We start from the raw sequence: 19,108 nt of genomic DNA, 5'->3' as shown, positions 1-19,108 counted from the left end.
CGGTTGATGAGGCGTTATATGAGAGATTGAAAATGGATAGGTCCGCCTGTTTCGATGACGGAAATCACCGCGCAACAGGCTGCAATAATTTCAACGGAAAGGCTGGCGTATCCTTCCACAACGCCCCGGAGGTCGTCTGCTCGTAACCAAGCCTGTACACGGCCTGCATGTAATTCCTGTCGAGCGGATTAAGCATCGAATAGGGAATCTGGACCTCGATCGATGCAACGTGGAAATTTGCTCCCGTGCGGCGGGCATGGTTGTAGAGCGCGGTCAATTCGCTCTGCGCCTGAGACTTCAGGAAGGTCGAGTATGCTCGGCCCAGGGACGAGACCGCCCGGTTAGGAGTGACAGCGAACTCGGGGATGAGCGCGTTGTTGACGATCACGTACAGATTGACTTTTTGCTGAACAGTCCCCTCGGAAAAAAGCGCGTTTTCAACGAGAAGAGGTGGTGTCAGGATCTGAGAAGTTGACCCTCCGTCGGAGTGCAGTTCCTGAAACTGCCGTCCGTTTGACGTCGCCTGGATCATGACAGGAGGAAAGACGCCCGGGACACTTGCCGAAGCGACGATAACATCTCGAAACAGCTTCAGGGCGTCCGGGGTTCCGCTCGCAGCAATAGCGCCCATGTTCCAGATCACACCGCGTTGAGTATCAAGGTTTGTCGTGAGAACGAGTAGCCGTCGACCGTTGCGGTGTTCGGCAGCAATCTGATTGAGGACATTCGGCGTGATGGAGCGTTCGACATGTCTTTTGAGTGGCCCGGGCTTGAGCAGACTTGAGCCAAACACCCCGAACGGCCCGTTGATCGCGACAAGCTCCTGGGCAACGCCGCTGGTAAATAGATGCACCAGTGTCTTATCGTAAGCGGGACCTAAAAAGGCGTATGGCGCGATCAAGGCGCCTGTGCTGACACCGGTCACGACATCAAAACGCGGGCGCGTGTTCGTGGCGGTCCACCCCGCGAGCACGCCGACACCGAAAGCGCCGCTGCCACCACCACCGGAGATCATCAGTATATTTTTGTTGTCGGACTGGGTCTCGACCATCCAGTCGGGATGCCTTGCAAGCACCTCGTTGCGCGGGGAATAGCGGTAGGTGCGGATTTCGCCATATCCAGCGATCAAGGCATTGTCGGCCTCACGGGCGTCGAAAGCGCGCTCTGACATATGTGTGCAGCCGGAAAGAACCAGCGCGGCGGACAAAAGAAATATCAATGTCTGCACGGATCGCCTGGTAACGAAGCGAACAGTCAGCGCCCTTGAATGGATGCGAAAGAGCGGATCACGTGCGGCCGAAGTCATCATCATGTCTCCCGCGGACTGCATATCGATTCTGTTTCCGAGATGTCGTGGCGTGTCATTGAGTGGGTTCTCTCGAGCCGAGTTCGATGAGGAGCGCTGCCATTGAGCGGCAACCGTATGCTTATTCGTTCGCCTGCCCTTCTGCCTCCGGGTCGGTGCGCGGCAGTCGTGTCCAGGCGATTGCCGCGGCAATCACGACGAACGCGATGATCGCGCCGGTCCAGACACCATAGAGTGCCTGGCCAATGAGAAAGCCGGCTATTACGGGCGAGACGGCCTCCGTAGCAGCAAGCAGCGATTGGGCAGTTCCCAGCACGATTCCTTGACGTTCGCGCGGGGCATGGACGGAGAGCGCCGAGATGAAGGTGGGGCGCGCCAAGGCGTCACCGACACTTACGCAAAGGATGGCAAAGACAAGAACCGGAAGCGTCATCGCAAAGCCGACAGTGATGTAGCCGACGGCCACAATGGCGCATATGAGAACGATCAGCAGGCGTTCCGTGAAGTATCGCCCAAGCCATTGCAGCAGGAATAGCTGGACAATGATGTTGATCGCGCCATCGGCGGCCATTACGTAGCCAAGCTCGCGCGGTCCAAACGAACCGCCTTCACTGGTAAAGGTCGCTTGAAGATAGTTGGCGATCTGAGAGCCATACATACCATAGGCAAAAAAGTAGCAGAGCAGTACGATCACAAGCACTCGGATCAAGGGAGAACCGACGATCGACCTGAATGAGGCTTTGTCCGACGGAGCCCGGCTTTTGACTGTCTCATCGAAGCCGGTGGATGCTGTGTGGCTGCCCTTGATCCAGGCAGCCGTCACGACGAAACTGGTCGCGGAGAAGGCCATGGCGGCGTAAATCGGAACGGTCAGCGAGATGCCGGACAGGTAACCCGACAGTCCCGCTCCGGCGATACCTCCAAGCCCAACGGCGGCATTTAGAATGCCTATGGCCTGCCGGCGGTTGGTCGGGGAACTGTGGTCTGCGACGTATGCGGCGGCCGCGGTGAATGTCCCTCCCGTAAAGCCGAATAGAACGCGTGCCAACAGAACGGGAAACACCGCCTTCGCCAGAGCGAGAAAAAGGAAGCTGATAAAAGCAGCCACCTGCGTTGCCAGCAGGATTTTCTTACGTCCCACGCGATCTGAGAGCTGACCGACCAGGGGCCCCGCCACAAATTGAGTGAGCGCTTCTGTGGCGATAACGATACCGAAAACGAGCGGCGTTCCGCCCATTTCCCTGAGGTAAAATGGCAAGATTGGCAAGACTGCGGCCGCACTCGCCGCATAGAGGCTTACGCTGAGAAAGACCGGCAGCATCACGCGCCAGTCAAGCCTTGGCGTTGCCTTGTTACACCCTGCTGTAGATGCATCGACGTTCATCTCGCGACTCCTCCTATTGACCGCACATGCGTCGCGAATGACTAAATTCGCTGCGCAGCGCTCGATCAATGTGTAGTATGCACATAATGGCAAGGGGCGAGGCCCGTCAACAACAAAGTGTATAATGCACATTTCTTTGTGCCCCACTTCGATGTGTGACCGGCATCAAGGTGCGAGGCACCAGCAGAGAGAGTCGTGTGCCGTCATGACCGCAGGCGCGCGCATGACACCTCTGTTCGTCGAACGATGCGGAAATTATTACGCTCTTCAATCGCAAGCGCATCCATATCAGCCCTGAGTCCGATGGATCGTCCATTGGATGCCGTAGGAGCGAAGTTTTTGAGCGACGAGACCTATCTTTGTTCGACCAGTCCCATCCAAGATCAACAAGCGCTGCTGATCAGTGACCGAAACTGCTCCCTGACTTCGGAGTTTGCCGGACTGTAGACCATCATGTTGAGGTCGGACCGACCTTCGACCGAGAAGGTCGAGAATTCCAGATCGACCGTTCCGAGAGCAGGATGGTGAAGTCTCTTGATACCTTCGCGCGTGCTGGTGATCTCATTGTCATCCCACATCGCCTTGAATTCCGGGCTGCGGGCGGAGAGTTCCTCGACCAGTTGCCGGATTTCCACCCCCGCCCCGGCGCGTGCCGCGTCGGCCCGGAATGCGCCGACGACATAACGAGCGACGGTGTGCCAGTCATCCTGCTTGGCGCGCATGCGCTCATCGGAGAACATCATGCGAAGAATGTTGCGACGCTCCTTGGGCAGTTTGGCATAGTCCGTCAGGATCACGGCCGCGGCCTTGTTCCACGCCACCACATCCCATGTCGCCGTCCTGATAATGGCAGGACTGAACGGCATGGCATCCAGCACGTGCTGCAGCCGGGGCGTGATCCCTTCGTGTCGACGGTAACGTGGCTCGGGAGGATGGCCGAAAGCGAGAATATGAAGGTGATCACGCTCCGGATCGGTCAGCATCAGGCCGCGTGCGATGCGATCGAGCACATGGGCGGATGGGGCTCCGCCCCGCCCCTGCTCCAACCAGGTATACCAGGTCGGGCTTATATTGGCGCGCTGAGCGACTTCCTCGCGACGCAAGCCCGGCGTGCGGCGCCGTCCGGCCGGAAAGCCGAATGACACCGGATCGAGGCGCATGCGCCGGTCGCGCAGGAATGTGCCGAGAGCATTTTCTGTGACGCTGCCGCTCATGTGGTCCTGTTGGTATTTATACTAGGATAAAGTCACTACTTTAACAGGACAAACTTCCATGAGATCACCCGGCACGTCAATGCAGGGAGATTTCATATGCGTGTTTTTCTGACAGGTGCCACCGGGTTCATCGGGTCCCGCATCCGTCGCGAACTGCTGGCCGCGGGCCATGAGGTCATCGGCCTCACCCGTTCCGGCAGCGGCGCGAAAGAACTGGCAAATGCCGGCGCGTCCGCTCATTTCGGAACGCTGGAGGATCCCGCAGGCCTGGCGAAAGGAGCTGAAAACGCCGACGCCGTCATCCACACGGCATTCGACCATGACTTTGCGAACTTCGTGGCCAACTGTGAAAAGGATCGCCGCGTCATTACCGCGCTCGGCTCCGTTCTGAAGGGATCGAGCCGGCCGCTGCTCATCACGTCGGGCGTCGGTATCGGCGACCCGGGCAATGGCGAACCCGCTCGCGAGGACGTGTTCGACGCCCATCATTTCAATCCGCGCATAGCCTCGGAACTGGCCGGCCAGGAACAGCTCGCGGCGGGTGTAAACCTCGGTGTCGTTCGGCTTCCGCAAGTCCACGACACCATTCGACAGGGACTGATCTCGCCCTATATCGCAATGGCCCGTGAGAAGGGCGTGGTCGCCTATGTCGGCCAGGGCGTCAATCGCTGGGCCGCAGGTCATGTGGACGATGTGGCGAAGCTCTACGTCCTCGCGCTCGATCGCGCGCAACCCGGCGCCCGCTACCATGCTGTGGCCGAAGAAGGCGTCGTCGTGCGCGACATCGCCGAGGTGGTCGCCGCCGGTCTTGGCCTTCCGGTCGTCTCGCTCCCGAAAGGAGAGGCGGAAGCCCATTTCGGCTGGTTCGCCATGTTCGCTGCGGCGGACATAACGGCCTCGAGCGCACTGACCCGGCAGAAACTGGGTTGGCAAACGACGGGGCCAAGCTTGCTCGCCGACCTGAAAGACATGGACTATTCGCCGACACGTGTCTGAAGTCGGGAATACTGACGACCAAAGCGCAAAGATGGACTGCGCATCGGCGACCGCGACCGTTCCCTGCGGCTTCAATTCAAGCCGATACGGCCTTCGCCCCCCTTAATCAGAGGAAAGAGCCGTCATCGCCATCCCGATTGTTGAAGGAGACGGGATCCTATGTCTGGATTGCCGACGTCGAACCGTGCGACACTCTTTCTATCCGCTGAAGGAGTGCTCGAAACGCCGGACATGCCCCCGCATCAGATCGCCGGGGCATGCTCCATTCATCGGTTTCTCAGGTGTGCGTGATTTTGGTGCCGAGTACATTCAAGCATTCGCGCATGAAAGCGGCCAGTCCCGTCCAGCCCTTGGCCGAAACCATGTTTCCATCGACATAAGCCTCGGTGGGCTTCACGTCGATATAGATGCCGCCGACGGCCGTCACTTCCGGCTCGCAGGCGCCGAGGCCGGCGACCTTCCTGCCCTTCAGCACGCCGGGCACGGCCATCAGGATCTGTACGCCGTGGCAGATGGTGAAGATCGGCTTCCCGGTCTCGTGGAAATGGCGCACCATGTCCTGCACGCGCTTGTCGGTGCGGATATATTCCGGGCCGCGGCCGCCGGCTGCATAGACGGCGTCATATTCCTCGACCCGCACTTCGGAGAAGGTCTTGTTGATGTCTGCATAGTGGCCGAGCTTTTCGGTATAGGTCTGGTCGCCTTCGAAATCGTGCAGCGAGGTCTTGATGCGGTCGCCGGCCTTCTTGTCGGGGCACACGACGTGCACCGTATGGCCGACAGCCTCCATCCCCTGCTGGTAGACGAAGATTTCGTATTCTTCGGTGAATTCGCCGGTCAGCATGAGGATTTTCTTGCCGCTCATGTCATGTCTCCTTGTGTCGTTGGTGTCGTGGTGTGCCCGACCGAAGCCGGGCACGGTCTGCGATCAGAACGGGGATGCGGGGAAGTAGAACTGGTCCGCATTCTCCGGCGTGATGAGCGGCGCGCCGAGCAGGAAGGAGCCGCGCACCGGCGCCTGGCCTGCGAACTGGGCGGCCGTCATGTAGATGGCCGACTTGATCATCGACGGCGGATAGGGCGTGGAGATCGGCGTGCGCTCGTTCTTCTCCTTCACCATCTCGATGACCTGCTTCATGCCGTTGCCGCCGAGCGCATACTTGATGTCCTTGCGGCCGGCATTGTCGACGGCCTCGAGCACGCCGAGCAGCATGTCGTCGTCATTGGCCCAGACGGCGTCGATCTTCGGATATTTCGCCAGATAGTCCTGCATCAGCTTGAAGGCTTCGTCCTGGTTCCAGTTGGCATACTGGATGTCGAGGATCTTGATGTTGGACTTTGCGATGACATCCGAGAAGCCCTTGATGCGCTCGTCGTCGATGACCGTCGGGATGCCGCGCAGCACGACGATCTGTCCTTCGCCGCTCAGCTTGTCGACGAGCCAGTGCGCGGTGTTGGCGCCAACGGCAATATTGTCGCCGGCGACATAGAGGTCCTGCACCGCCGGGTCCGTCAGACCGCGGTCGACGACCGAGATGAACGTGCCCTTCTGCTTGATCTGCTCGACCGGCCCCGTCAGTTCTTCCGACGTGAAGGGCAGGATGACGAGCGCGTCGAGCTTGCGGCTCGCCGACAGGTCCTCGAGCGCGGAAACCTGGGCGGTCGCCGAGGAAGCCGTGGACAGGACGACGTCGATGTTCGGGAACGCAGCCTCGATTTCCTTCTCGGCCTGCTCGGCATGGTAGACCACGCCGCCCGTCCAGCCGTGTGTCGCAGCCGGGATCGACACGGCGATCGTCACCTTCTCCTCGGCCTGTGCGCTGCCGAGCGGCAGGGCGATGGCCAGGGCGGCCGTTGACAGCAAGAGTGCTGCTTTCTGCATGATAGACTTCATTTTCTCCTCCTTTTGAAGTCAGTGCCGGTCTCGACGGAAGGCCGATATCAGCGGTTGGCGGTAAAGCGGTGCGCCAGCATGGCGATGATGATGATCGCGCCCTGAACGGCGGCGACGAGATATTCCGAGACCATGTCCGAGAGGACCATGACATTGGCGATGACCTCGAGGATCAGCGCGCCGGCGACGGTGCCGCCGATGCGTCCGCGACCGCCGCGCAGCAGCGTGCCGCCGATGACGACAGCGGTGATGACCTGCAATTCCCAGAGCTGTCCCGTCGTGGGGGTGGCGGCGCCGAGCCGCGGCACGTAGCAGATGGCGGCGACGGCCACGCAGACACCCTGAATGACATAGGCCATGGTGCGCACGGCAGCGACGTTGACGCCGGAAAAGCGCGCGACCTCGACATTCGAGCCCGCCGATGTGAGGCGGCGGCCGAACTTCGTCTTGTAGAGCAGGAAGGCCCCGACGAGCACGACGACGAAGGTGATCAGCACGGGATAGGGAATGCCGAACAGGCTGCCGAAATAGACCGGGCGATAGGCCTCGCGCAGGCTGCGGTCGATCGGGAGCGATCCGCCATCCGTCATGAAGGTGATGAAGGCGCGGAAGATGCCCATCGTTCCGAGCGTCACGATGAAGGGCTCGATCCGCCCGGCCGTCACGATCAGCCCGTTGAAGAGCCCGCACAGCGAGCCGACGACCAGCGCGACCCCGGCGCCCATCGGGATGGCCCAGGCTCCGAAGTTGGGCGCGAGGTGGTTCATCACCATGATCATGATGCCGGTGACGAAGGCCATCATGGAGCCGACCGACAGGTCCAGTCCGCCCGACGAGATCACGAAGGTCGCCCCGACCGCGATGATCGCGATGAAGGCGCTGCGCGTGATGACGTTGATCAGGTTGGCCGACGACACGAAATTGGAATTCACCAGCGCGCCGAACAGCACGATCAGCGCAAGCGCGATGAACGGCGCGAGATCGGCCCAGCGAATGCGGGTCGCGTCGTCAGCCGGCGGGATTGTTACGGTCGCTGCGGTGGTCATGGTCTTCCTCCCCGCCGTCGGCGCTGCCACCCGTCGTGGCCGCGTAGACGACATTCTCCTCATTGATGTCATTGCCGCGGAGCTCGGCGACGATCCGGCCGGCCCGCATCACCAGAACCCGGTCGGCGAGGCCGACCAGCTCGGGCATTTCCGACGAGATGACGATGCAGGCCTTGCCCGCACGCACCATCGCGTCGATGAAGTCGTAGATCTGGCTCTTGTTGCCGATGTCGATGCCGCGCGTCGGCTCGTCGATGATGACCACCGCGGGATCCGCCATCATGACCTTGGCCAGGAGCAGCTTCTGCTGGTTGCCGCCCGAAAGCTTGCCGGCTTCCAGACGCAGCGAGCGCACGCGGATGTCGTAATCCGCCACCGCCTTTTCGAGCCGGACGAACTCCGCGCGCTTGTCGAGCACGGAGCCCGGATTGACGGAATCGAGCGCCTGGAGCGTGAGATTGGGGCCGAGCTTCTCCTCCAGCAGAAGGCCCTTCCCCTTGCGATCCTCGGTCAGATAGACGAGCCCGGCTTCCATCAGCGTGCGCACCGACCGGTGGGTGATTTCCCTGCCGTTGACGGTGACGCGTGCCGCTTCCGAAGGGCGCAGCCCCATGAGGCCCTCGATCAGTTCCGTGCGCCCCGCCCCGATCATGCCGCCGATGCCGAGCACCTCGCCGGGACGGACGTCGAAGGATACCTTCTCCGTGCCGCGATCGACGGCGAGGTCGGTCACGGTCAGGATCGGTTCGGCCGTGGCTTCCGGCCGCTTGTGCGGATAGAGCATGTCCAGTTCGCGCCCGACCATCAGCTCCGCCATCTCGCGCTGGCCGAGGCCGGCCGCCGGCCAGGTGCCGATCATTCGCCCGTCGCGCAGCACGGTGATGCGGTCGGCCAGCGCCTGCACCTCGTCGAGACGGTGCGAGATGTAGAGCACGGCGACGCCGTGGTCGCGCAGGCTGCGCACGATGGCAAGCAGGGCGGCAACTTCGTCGTTCGCCAGCACGGCCGTCGGCTCGTCGAGGATCACGACCTTGCGCTCGTCCAGCAGTGCGCGGGCGATCTGCACCAGCTGGCGCTGGGCAAGCGGCAGGTCGCAGACGCGGTCGCGCGGACGCGCCGTGGAGCCTACCCTAGCCAGGAGTTCGGCGGTGCGTCGGTTCATCGACCGGTCGTCGACCATCAGGCCGCGGCCGACCTCCCGGCCGAGAAAGAGGTTTTCGGCGACGGTCAGGTCGGCGGCCAGCAGGATTTCCTGGTGGACCAGCACGATGCCGGCGTCCTCGGCCTCCACCGCATTGCGGAACGCGACCGGCCTGCCGTCCAGGAAGAGGCTGCCTTCGGTCGGCGCCACATGGCCGGACAAGAGCTTCATCAGCGTCGACTTGCCCGCGCCGTTCTCGCCGATGATCGCGTGCACCTCGCCGGGACGGATGTCGAGCGTCACATCCGACAGCACGGTGATCTGGCCATAGGTCTTGCCAAGCCCCTCGGCGCCGAGAGCGGCGACGGTGCCGCCCGGGGCCATGACCGGCTGTGGGGTGACGACCGCGTTCATTCGAAGGCCGACAACAGGCGGTCGCGCGAACGCTCGATATGGACGCGCATGGCATCGTATGCCGCCTGCGGTTCGCCGGAGCGGAAGGCGGCGAGCAGGTTCTCGTGTTCCTCCAGCGCTTCCTGCGTGACGCGGGTGTGGAACATCAGCCGGAAAATATGCAGGTGGACATGCTGGTTCGACAGCGTGCTGCGGATGATCTCGTTGCCGGCGATCTTGAGAATGGCGTCGTGGAACTGTGCATCGGCGCGCGCAAAACGGGAATAGCGGGTGTTGCGGTCGACCGGCGCTTCACCATGCCCCATATCGGCAGCGGAGGTCTCCAGCTGCGACAGCGCCTCCGGCGTCATGTTGATGACGGCAAGCCTTGCCGCCTCGGGCTCGACGAGCAGACGGAAGGCATAGAGGTCCTCGAACTGCTTGCGCGTCCACTGCGGGGCGGCGCTGTAGCCGACGAGATGTTCCTTGCGCACCAGGCCTTCGCGCTCGAGCCGGCTGAGCGCTTCGCGGATCGGGGTCTGCGATACGCCGAGGTCGCGCGAAAGAACGTCGATGGGAATGCGCGCGCCCGGCGCGATCTCCAGCGACATCAGGCGATGGTAGATGCCGTCATAGACGCCTTCCACGACGCTGATAGGGCGAATGACCGGCGCTTTGCCTTCCCGCTCCGCTGCAATTGCCACACTTGCTCTCCGACTGCTTATTGACATGCGATCTTTTGTTGCAAATAAGATATCCTATGTCAAATACAATATCGTATATGATCCGATATAGGATATGAAATGAAGGTCATGCCCGATCAACTCCGCAGGCTGGCGACGGCGCTGCTCGAAAGCCGGGGCGTAGAGCCGCAGGCCGCAGCGCTTCAGGCCGACCTTCTGGTCGAGGCCGAGTTGCGCGGACTGCCCTCTCACGGGCTGCAACGCCTGCCGCTCCTGCTGTCGCGCCTTGAGAAGGGACTGGCGAACGGGCTTACGCAAGGCGCCTGCAGATGGTCGCGGCGGGCCTTTCTCGATGTCGATGGCGAACGCGGGCTCGGTCCCGTGGTGCTGATGAACGCCATGCGCCGCCTCCGGCAGAACCTGCCGGATACGGGAATCGCGGTTGCAGCCATCCGCAACGCCAACCATATCGGCATGCTCGCCTACTATGCGGAGGCCGCCGCCCGCGATGGCCTGGTCGCGATCGTCATGTCGACGAGCGAGGCGCTCGTCCATCCCTTCGGCGGTACCGAGGCCATGCTTGGTACGAATCCGATCGCGATCGGCATTCCCTCGGGCGACCGGCCCTTCGTGCTGGACCTTGCGACCAGCGTCGTCTCCATGGGCAAGATCCGCAACCATGCGCTGCGCGGCGTTCCGATCCCGCTGGGATGGGCCGTGGATGCGGACGGGCGTCCGACGGAGGATCCCAGGGCAGCACAGGATGGCGCCATCGCGCCGTTCGGCGATGCGAAGGGCTATGGTCTTGGCCTCGCCATCGAGCTTCTTGTGGCGGCGCTTGCCGGTTCGGCCCTGTCGCCTGACGTGCACGGCACGCTCGATGACGATCACGCCGCCAACAAGGGCGACCTTCTCGTCCTCATCGACCCCGCCGCCGGCAAGGGCGCGGCCCCCGCGCTGACCGCCTATCTCGACAGCCTGCGGCTTTCCCGTCCGTTCGATGCCGCAAGACCGGTCGCCGTTCCCGGCGATGGCGCGCGCAGCCGCCGGGCCGCCGCGATGGCTGAGGGCATCACCCTGCCGCAACCGCTTTTCGAACAGCTTATGGCCCTTGAGGCCGCCTGAATTCACTGGAGGAGACACGGAATGAACCTATTCGGCACATTGAGGGCGCCGCGCGAATTGCTCTTCGGCGCCGGCCAGCGCCACGCGCTCGGAAGCGTCGCCGCCACGCTCGGCCGGCGCGCGCTGGTCGTCACGGACACGCGCCTTGCGGCCGACGCCGATTTTCGCGCGCTGGTCGGCAAGCTGGAGGCAGCCGGCCTCGCCGTCCTGGTGGACAGCTCGACCCTGCCGGACGTGCCCGTCGAATCGGCCATTGCGAGCGCCGAGAACGCCCGGCAGTTCCAGCCGGACCTCGTCATCGGCATCGGCGGCGGCTCCTGCCTGGACATGGCGAAATGCGTGGCGCTTCTTCTCGCGCATGGCGGGTGCCCGCAGGATTATTACGGCGAACACACCGTTCCGGGGCCGGTGCTGCCGCTGGTCGCCATCCCCACCACCGCCGGCACGGGGTCCGAGGTGACGCCGGTCGCCGTGCTCTCGGATGCCGAGCGCAGCCTGAAGGTCGGCATTTCCAGCCCCCATCTCATTCCGACCGTGTCGATCTGCGATCCCGAACTTACGCTCTCCTGCCCGCCCGGGCTGACAGCGATTGCCGGCGCGGATGCGCTGACCCATGCCATCGAGGCCTTTACCGCGATCCGGCGCGATCCGGTGCCCGGCCTTGCGCTGCAACGGGTCTTCGTCGGCAAGAATGCGCTGTCCGATCATTTTGCGCTGAGCGCGATCGGCCTTCTCTGGCAGGGGCTTGAAGCCGCCTGCAAGGATGGCGCCGATCAGGTCGCCCGCGAAAAGGTCATGTTGGGCGCGACGCTTGCGGGGCTCGCCTTCGGCGTGGCCGGGACGGCCGCGGCGCACGCCATCCAGTATCCCGTCGGCGCGCTCACCCACACCGCCCACGGCCTCGGCGTCGCCTGCCTAATGCCCTATGTGATGACCTGGAACCAGCCGGTCATCGGACAGGAGCTCGCCCAGATCGCCGATGCGGCCGGTCTGGACGGCCCCGAAGACGTCATCCCCGCTCTCGCCGCGCTTTTCGAACGGATCGGCATTCCCGTGACCTTGCGCGACCTCGGCCTTTCCGACGACCGTATCGACTGGGTGGCCGAGCAGAGTTCCGGCATTACGCGCCTCATCCAGAACAATCCCCGCCCGCTGAACCCGCGGGAGATGCGCAATCTCGTCGCCGCCGCCCATGGCGGCGACCGCGCCAGCCTGATCTGAAAGGACAAAACTATGACCTTCCATGACAAAGTTTCCGGCTATGCCGATCCCGCACTCCACGCCCAGGGCCTCTATATCGGCGGCAGCTGGGTCGAGGGCGACGGGATAAAGGTTCTCGATCCCTCGACTGGAAACCTGCTCGCCGAGGTGACCGACGCGTCCATCGATGATGCCCGCCGCGCCGTCGATGCCGCCGAGGCGGCTGCCGCCGGCTGGCGCGCCACCCCTGCCCGCCAGCGCGCCGAAATCCTGCGCCGATGGTTCCAGCTGATGACGCAGCATGCCGAGGAACTGGCCACGCTGATCTCGCTGGAAAACGGCAAGGCGCTGCCCGATGCGCGCGGTGAAGTCGCCTATGCGGCGGAATTCTTCCGGTGGTATGCCGAGGAGGCCGTGCGCATTCCGGGCGAATACCGGCATACGCCGTCGGGCTCGCACAACATCCTCGTCGATCACGAGCCGATCGGCATCGCGGTGCTGATCACGCCGTGGAACTTCCCAGCGGCCATGGCGACGCGCAAGATCGGGCCGGCGCTCGCCGCCGGCTGTACCGTCATCCTCAAGCCGGCATCCGAGACACCGCTCACCGCCTATGCCATGGCGCGCCTCGGCGAAGAGGCGGGTGTTCCCGCCGGCGTTGTCAACGTGCTGACCACGACCAATCCGAGCGGCGTGACGAACGCCATGCTTTCCGATCCGCGCGTGCGCAAACTCTCCTTCACCGGCTCCACCGGTGTCGGCCGCACGCTGCTCGCAGAAGCCGCCAAGTCGGTCGTCAGCTGCTCGATGGAGCTTGGCGGCAATGCGCCCTTCATCGTCTTCGACGATGCGGATCTCGAGGCCGCGCTCGACGGCGCGATGATCGCCAAGATGCGCAATGCCGGCGAAGCCTGCACCGCCGCCAATCGCTTCTATGTCCAGTCCGGTATTCACGATGCTTTCGTCGCCGGGCTGACGGCGCGCATGGCGGCGCTCAGGATCGGTCCCGGCTATGATCCGGAAACACAGTGCGGCCCGATGATCACGACGAATGCCGTGCGCAAGATTGATCGCCTCGTTTCCGATGCGGTGGCCGCGGGCGCGCGCGCGACCACGGGCGGCAAACCGCTTGCGGAAAACGGCTATTTCTATCCGCCGACCGTCCTGGAAAACGTGCCGGTCGATGCGGCCATCGCCCGCGAGGAAATCTTCGGCCCGGTCGCCCCCGTCTACAGGTTCGAAACCGATGACGAGGCGGTTCGCCTTGCCAATGATACCGAGTATGGTCTGGCCGCCTACATCTATTCCGGCGACCTGAAGCGGGCGCTCAAGGTCGGCAAACGCCTCGAAAGCGGCATGCTCGGCATCAACAGGGGGCTGATGTCGGACCCGGCGGCACCCTTCGGCGGCGTCAAGCAGAGCGGCCTCGGCCGCGAGGGCGGCGTCACCGGTATTCTGGAATTCATGGAGGCGAAGTATTACGCAGTCGAATACTGATGCGGGGGATAACAGGATGACGTCACAGGACCTTTACCGGATACGCGATTTCGTACCGGATTTCGACGCGATCGGGGCCGAATTCGCCGCGCGCAGCCGGACATTTTCGGCCCGCGCGGATGTGCTGGCCGATCTGCGCTACGGCGCGCGGCCGCGGGAGGTGCTGGACGTCGTCCTGCCGGAACGCCCGAAGGCCGGAGCGCCGCTGCATGTCTTCGTCCATGGCGGATACTGGCGCTCCGGCGAGAAGGAGAACTACCGTTTCGTTGCTACGCCGGTCCTTGCGGCCGGCGGTGTTGCCGCCATCGTCGAATATGACCTGATGCCCGGCCAGCGCCTCGAAGTGCTGGTCGACCAGGTGCGGCGGTCCGTGCTCTGGCTCGAAAAGCATGCCGGCGATTTCGGCGCGGACTCTCGCAAGATCACGGTCAGCGGCCATTCGGCGGGCGCGCACCTGGCGTCTTTTCTCGCGGCGACGGGGCCGGAGGAGACGACGAAACCGTCCCTTCCCTCCGTAAGCGGACTTCTGCTGGTCAGCGGCATTTACGATCTCTCGGGAATTCCCGACAGCTTCCTACGCGACGAGGCCAGGATAACTCCCGCTGAAGCGGCAGCCTGGTCGCCTCTGACCTCGAGCCAGCTTCCGTGCCCTCAACGCATCATTGCATTCGGCGCAGAGGAAACGTCGCCCTTCCAAAAACAGGCAGCGGCTCTGAATGCACAGCTCAACCGTCAGGACAGCGCCTCGGAACTGCTGCGGGTGCCGGGTCTCAATCATATGAGTGTTGTTCTCGACCTGGCGGATCCGGCCGGATGTCTCGGCGGCTGTGTTGCGAAAATGGTCATGGAAAGCGCGTTGCAGCGGTTCTAAGTACGCGCAGAACCGCCGCTTATTTCCTCAAGTTGCCGGAAAGGGGTGCGTTTTTCGCGCCTTGCAAGATAGGTCGGTGCAGAGGGAAGCACGCGGAAATGGAAGATGTTCGATTGTCGGACTTCACCGATAGATCAACATCGCTATCGCCGCCGCGGCCATCGCAGCGGTCGCGGTCCATCCCACGACAACAAGCAACGGCCGGGCGGTGAACTGCTTCATTTGCGCGTGCCGGCTGACGACCGTCATCATGCCGACCATGATCGGAACGGCGACGAACCCGTTGATCACGGCGCTCCAGAAGAGCGCGCGGATGGGATCGATCGGCATAAACTCCACCGCGAGGCCGAGCACCGTCGCGGCCGCGATCACGCTGTAGAACCCGATCGCCTCCGCAGGCTTTCTTTCGAGGCTGCCGGCCCAGCCGCAGCATTCTGCCGCCGCATAGGCCGCCGAACCCGCCAATACCGGAATGGAAAGCATGGCCGTGCCGATGATCCCGACGCTGAACAGCGCGAAGGCGAAGTTTCCGGCGATGGGCTTCAAGGCCTCCGCGACATCGGCGGCCGTTGCGATCTCCGTCTTGCCGCTCGTGTGCAGGGTCGCGGCTGTGCTCATAATGATGGCGATGGCGACCAGGTTCGAGACGGCCATGCCGGCGAAAGTATCGATACGGATACGTCTCAGTTCCCGCTTTGCCTGGCGCGGGGCTCGCCGCAACGGTTGCGCGCCCTCCTTCTCCTCCATCTCCTCCACCTCCTGGCTCGTTTGCCAGAAAAACAGATAGGGGCTGATCGTCGTGCCCAGGATCGCGACGATGACGGTGAAGGTGTCTACGTTTGCCGTCATCGAGGGCATGACGAAGCCTTTCAGGGCGGCCGTCCAATCGATCTTCACGACAAAGAGGACCGCGACATAGGACAGCAGAACCATCGTCAGCCATTTGAGATAGGATGCATAGCGATGATAGGGCACGAACATCTGCAGCAGGAGGGAAAGGGCCGCAAAGAGGATGGTGACCGGCACGCTCGGCAGTCCCGTGGCGAGTTCGGCCGACGCTCCCATCGCCGAGAGGTTGGCCCCGATATTGATGGTGTTCGCGATGAACAGCAGACCCACGAGGAAAAGCACCAGCGGGTTCGGCCAGACTGCGCGCAGATTGGCAGCCAGCCCGCAGCCGGTAACGCGCCCGATCCTTCCGCTGATCATCTGGATGGCCGACATAAGCGGATAGGTCAGAAGCATCAGCCAGAGCAGGTTGAAGCCGAACTGAGCGCCGGCCTGAGAATAGGTCGTGATGCCGCTGGGATCGTCGTCCGCCGCACCGGTGATGAGGCCGGGACCGAACTGCTTGAGGATTGGCCGGTCCGTTCCGCCGACTGGCGATGGATTTCCGTTTCCTTTTAAGGAGGCCGGGCTTTTGAGCGCGGTGTCGGTCATGGATGCAGACCTCCAAGTTGTCGAGCACGCATCGCAATGCGCCCGCGCCAAACCGGAATCGCGCGAAGATGTTCCTCCAGCGTCTGTGGCCGTCCGCCGGAAGTGGTGGTGCAAACTGCAACATGCGGCACGGCTTCGGCTCAGCCGCCGGCTCTCAGTATGTCGCCCGGCCACCGGACAGATCGAAGACGGAGGCGGTGGTGAAGCTGTTTTCGCGGGAGACCAGCCAGGCGACCATGTTGGCGGCCTCGTCGACCTCCAGGAAGCGGCCGCGCGGGATTTTTGAGAGCATATAGTCGATATGCTCCTGTTTCATCTGGTCGAAGATGCGGGTGCGCGCGGCGGCCGGTGTGATGGCGTTGACGGCGATGTCGTGGCCGGCCAGCTCCTTGCCGAGCGATTTGGTCATGCCGATCACCGCAGCCTTCGATGCCGAATAGGCGGATGCATTCGGATTGCCTTCCTTGCCGGCGATCGAGGCGATGTTGACGATGCGGCCGTAGCCTCGTGCCTTCATGCCGGGCACCACCGCGCGGTTCACGTAGAAGGCGCCGTTGAGGTTGATGTCGATGACACGTTTCCACTCGTCGATGGGATAGGCATCAAGCGCGTGGTTCGCCCCGGCAATGCCGGCCGAATTGACGAGGATGGACACCGGCCCGCTTTCCGCCTCCGTCCTCGCCACCGCATCGGCAACCGCCTCTGGACTGGTAATGTCGACGGTGACGGCGCTTGCGCCGTCGCCCAGTTCGGCAGCGGCTCTTTGCAGCTCGCCGGCATCCACATCCCAGAGTGAGACCGTGGCGCCGGAAGCGGCGACGCGCCTGGCGATGGCGAAACCGAGGCCCTGCGCGCCGCCGGTGATGACGGCCGTCTGGCCGCGGAGATCGATCTGGTTCATTCTGTCGGTCCTGTCCTATTCGAAATGCGTCAGCATCGCCCGGTCGGCGATTTCCATGCCGAAGCCGGGTGCGGCGCCCACCACCAGCTTGCCGTTCTTCGGCATCGGCTCGTCCTTGAAAAGTTTGCCGAAGACCGGCAGCACCGAGCGCCCGTCCGGGCTCGCGGCGACATATTCGCAGTAGGGCGAATGGGGCTGCGAGGCGATGAAGTGGTAAGAGTAGGGACCGCTGCCATGGGGGATGACCGGGATGTCATAGGCAGAGGCATGCGCCGAAATGCGCAGCAGCTCGGTGAGGCCACCCACCCACATCACGTCGGGTTGCAGGACATCGATCAACCTCTCCTCGATCAGCCGGCGGAAGCCGTAGCGCGAATATTCATGTTCGCCCGTGGTCCAGCGGATGGTCGGGTGCGCGCGTTTGATGAAACGGAACCCTTCGACATCGTCGGGATGCAGCGCCTCCTCCCACCAGTAGATGTCGAGCGGCTTGCAGGCCTCCGCCAGCCGGATGGCATAGGGCACGTCGAGCGACATGTAGCAATCGACCATCAGGGGATAGTCTGCCCCGACCTTCTCACGATGCGAGGCCAGGAACGCGACATTGGCGCGTAACCCCTCCTCGCCATCGGCGGGACCGTGCGGCAGCGGCACCTTGCCGCCCCAAAAACCCATCGCCTTCACCGCGTCGGGTGCAGGGCCTGTGCAATAGAAGCTGATCTCGTCACGGCTGAGCCCGCCGATCAGATTGTAGACCGGCTCGCCGCGCACCTTGCCGACCAGGTCCCACAAGGCGAGATCGACCACGCTGATCGCCGCGATCGGCAGGCCTTTGCGACCGTAGAACATCGATGCACGGAAGAGCTGGTCCCAGATCCGGTTGATGTTGCGGGCATCCTGGCCGATCAGGAAGCGGGAGAAATGGTTGCGGATCAGCCAGAGCGCGGGCGGCCCGCCGAAGCCGGTCGCAACACCGGTTGCGCCCGATTCCGTCTCGATCTCGACGACGATGGAGCCGAGCACGCCGATGCCCCAGCTCGTGCGGCTGGCCTTGTATTCCGGATAGGCGGACATGGGATTGCTGATCAGCGTGTCGATCAGCCAATGGCCCTGTTTCTGCCGGTGATAATCGCCGCCATCCCCCTGGCTTTCCACGAGGTAGGTGCGCACCGAGGCGATACGGAATTGTGAACTCATTCTCTTGCTCCGGCGGTCGGATGAACCACTATTGAAGGTTGACGAACATGCCGCCGTCGACGAGCAGCGACGCTCCGGTGACGTAGGCGGCCATGTCGGAGGCGAGGAAGGCGACGCAAGTCGCGACATCCCGTGGCTGGCCGATGCGGCCGAGCGGGATGCGCTTGCCGAAATAGGCGAGCTTCTCCTCGTTCTCGAGGTCTTCGCGATTGAGGTCCGTCAGGATCGCGCCGGGCATCACCGAGTTGCATCGGATGCCATAGGGGCCGAGCGCGATGGCAATGGACTGCATCAGCGAATGCACGCCGGCCTTTGTCGGCGTGTAGTGCGTCTGCATGCCGCCGCCGACAAGCGCCGAGATCGAGCTGGTGGCGACGATGGCGCCGCCCGTCCCCTGCGCCTTCATTCGGTTGGCGGCCGCCTGGCAGATGTAGAACGCGCCCTCCAGATTGACCGAGACGGTGCGCTGCAAGACCTCCGGCGGCATGTCCAGAAAGGCGTGGAACGGGCAGATGCCGGCGTTGGAGGACAGCACGTCGACGCCACCGAATGCCTTGACCGCCGCATCGACGAGTGTCCGGGCCGTGGCGGGCTCGCCGATATTGCCTTCGACGGGTATACATTTGCGGCCGAGCGCCTCGACGTCGGCAACGACGCTCTCGACCGCCGATTCCCGGCCATAGCCGCTGTCGTTCTCGCCGAAGTAACCGAGCACGACATCCGCGCCCTGCCTTGCCAATTCCACGACGATCGCGCCGCCGATGCCGCGCGATCCGCCCGTGACGATTGCCCTTTTGCCTTCGAGAAGCATACCCGTCCC

The 19,108-nt window shown here is 63.2% G+C and carries 17 protein-coding genes; 5 read left to right on the top strand and 12 right to left on the bottom strand.

Features of this window, described 5'->3' with window-relative positions; genetic code table 11:
- Window positions 1–64: 64 nt before the first annotated feature.
- The 3 genes from VGN93_RS13090 to VGN93_RS13080 form a co-directional block, all read right to left on the bottom strand.
- A complete protein-coding gene (locus VGN93_RS13090; protein ID WP_414714089.1) occupies window positions 65–1,309 on the bottom strand; it encodes a patatin-like phospholipase family protein in 1,245 nt (414 codons plus the stop codon).
- A 118-nt stretch (window positions 1,310–1,427) separates the two neighbouring features.
- Window positions 1,428–2,690 (bottom strand): MFS transporter, encoded by a 1,263-nt coding sequence (locus VGN93_RS13085; protein WP_327507837.1) that lies wholly within the window; start codon window positions 2,688–2,690, stop codon window positions 1,428–1,430.
- 383 nt (window positions 2,691–3,073) lie between these two features.
- Window positions 3,074–3,904, bottom strand: coding sequence for a helix-turn-helix transcriptional regulator (locus VGN93_RS13080; protein WP_327507836.1), 831 nt, complete (start codon window positions 3,902–3,904; stop codon window positions 3,074–3,076).
- A gap of 96 nt (window positions 3,905–4,000) precedes the next feature.
- Here VGN93_RS13080 and VGN93_RS13075 point away from each other — a divergent pair, with 96 nt between their 5' ends.
- The gene (locus VGN93_RS13075; protein WP_327507835.1) at window positions 4,001–4,900 is read left to right on the top strand and encodes an SDR family oxidoreductase; all 900 of its coding nucleotides are present in this window, start codon (window positions 4,001–4,003) and stop codon (window positions 4,898–4,900) included.
- A 277-nt stretch (window positions 4,901–5,177) separates the two neighbouring features.
- Here VGN93_RS13075 and VGN93_RS13070 read toward each other — a convergent pair whose 3' ends face one another.
- From VGN93_RS13070 to VGN93_RS13050, 5 genes are all read right to left on the bottom strand, one after another.
- A complete protein-coding gene (locus tag VGN93_RS13070) occupies window positions 5,178–5,765 on the bottom strand; it encodes a DJ-1/PfpI family protein (RefSeq protein WP_319315301.1) in 588 nt (195 codons plus the stop codon).
- 63 nt (window positions 5,766–5,828) lie between these two features.
- A complete protein-coding gene (locus VGN93_RS13065; protein WP_319315300.1) occupies window positions 5,829–6,794 on the bottom strand; it encodes a substrate-binding domain-containing protein in 966 nt (321 codons plus the stop codon).
- Window positions 6,795–6,841: 47 nt separating this feature from the next.
- Window positions 6,842–7,840: an ABC transporter permease gene (locus tag VGN93_RS13060; protein WP_327507834.1), complete on the bottom strand. Its 999-nt coding sequence runs from the start codon at window positions 7,838–7,840 to the stop codon at window positions 6,842–6,844.
- Window positions 7,803–9,395, bottom strand: coding sequence for a sugar ABC transporter ATP-binding protein (locus VGN93_RS13055; protein WP_327507833.1), 1,593 nt, complete (start codon window positions 9,393–9,395; stop codon window positions 7,803–7,805). Before VGN93_RS13055 ends, VGN93_RS13060 begins: the two co-directional genes overlap by 38 nt.
- Complete coding sequence (locus VGN93_RS13050) at window positions 9,392–10,105, bottom strand: GntR family transcriptional regulator (protein ID WP_319315294.1); 714 nt, start codon at window positions 10,103–10,105, stop codon at window positions 9,392–9,394. The genes VGN93_RS13055 and VGN93_RS13050 overlap by 4 nt, the downstream gene beginning before the upstream one ends.
- A 72-nt stretch (window positions 10,106–10,177) precedes the next feature.
- Here VGN93_RS13050 and VGN93_RS13045 point away from each other — a divergent pair, with 72 nt between their 5' ends.
- From VGN93_RS13045 to VGN93_RS13030, 4 genes are read left to right on the top strand one after another with little or no spacing between them, the layout of a single operon-like run.
- Complete coding sequence (locus VGN93_RS13045; RefSeq protein WP_327507832.1) at window positions 10,178–11,182, top strand: Ldh family oxidoreductase; 1,005 nt, start codon at window positions 10,178–10,180, stop codon at window positions 11,180–11,182.
- Window positions 11,183–11,203: 21 nt separating this feature from the next.
- On the top strand, window positions 11,204–12,403 hold the full coding sequence (locus VGN93_RS13040; protein WP_327507831.1) for an iron-containing alcohol dehydrogenase: 1,200 nt from the start codon (window positions 11,204–11,206) through the stop codon (window positions 12,401–12,403).
- Window positions 12,404–12,415: 12 nt separating this feature from the next.
- Window positions 12,416–13,879: an NAD-dependent succinate-semialdehyde dehydrogenase gene (locus tag VGN93_RS13035; protein ID WP_327507830.1), complete on the top strand. Its 1,464-nt coding sequence runs from the start codon at window positions 12,416–12,418 to the stop codon at window positions 13,877–13,879.
- 16 nt (window positions 13,880–13,895) lie between these two features.
- Window positions 13,896–14,750: an alpha/beta hydrolase gene (locus tag VGN93_RS13030; protein ID WP_327507829.1), complete on the top strand. Its 855-nt coding sequence runs from the start codon at window positions 13,896–13,898 to the stop codon at window positions 14,748–14,750.
- A 123-nt stretch (window positions 14,751–14,873) separates the two neighbouring features.
- Here VGN93_RS13030 and VGN93_RS13025 read toward each other — a convergent pair whose 3' ends face one another.
- From VGN93_RS13025 to VGN93_RS13010, 4 genes are all read right to left on the bottom strand, one after another.
- Entirely contained in the window at window positions 14,874–16,190 is a 1,317-nt protein-coding gene (locus tag VGN93_RS13025; RefSeq protein WP_327507828.1) for an Nramp family divalent metal transporter, read from the bottom strand.
- 154 nt (window positions 16,191–16,344) lie between these two features.
- Complete coding sequence (locus VGN93_RS13020; protein WP_327507827.1) at window positions 16,345–17,091, bottom strand: SDR family NAD(P)-dependent oxidoreductase; 747 nt, start codon at window positions 17,089–17,091, stop codon at window positions 16,345–16,347.
- Window positions 17,092–17,106: 15 nt separating this feature from the next.
- On the bottom strand, window positions 17,107–18,288 hold the full coding sequence (gene rhmD, locus VGN93_RS13015; RefSeq protein ID WP_327507826.1) for an L-rhamnonate dehydratase: 1,182 nt from the start codon (window positions 18,286–18,288) through the stop codon (window positions 17,107–17,109).
- Between the two features lie 28 nt (window positions 18,289–18,316).
- Window positions 18,317–19,099 (bottom strand): SDR family NAD(P)-dependent oxidoreductase, encoded by a 783-nt coding sequence (locus VGN93_RS13010; protein ID WP_327507825.1) that lies wholly within the window; start codon window positions 19,097–19,099, stop codon window positions 18,317–18,319.
- Between the last annotated feature and the right edge of the window lie 9 nt (window positions 19,100–19,108).

Origin of the sequence: Shinella sp. (genome assembly GCF_035998705.1) — a bacterium.
In the GTDB taxonomy this organism is placed as follows: Bacteria; Pseudomonadota; Alphaproteobacteria; order Rhizobiales; family Rhizobiaceae; genus Shinella.
This window is presented reverse-complemented; position numbering and strand designations above follow the sequence as displayed.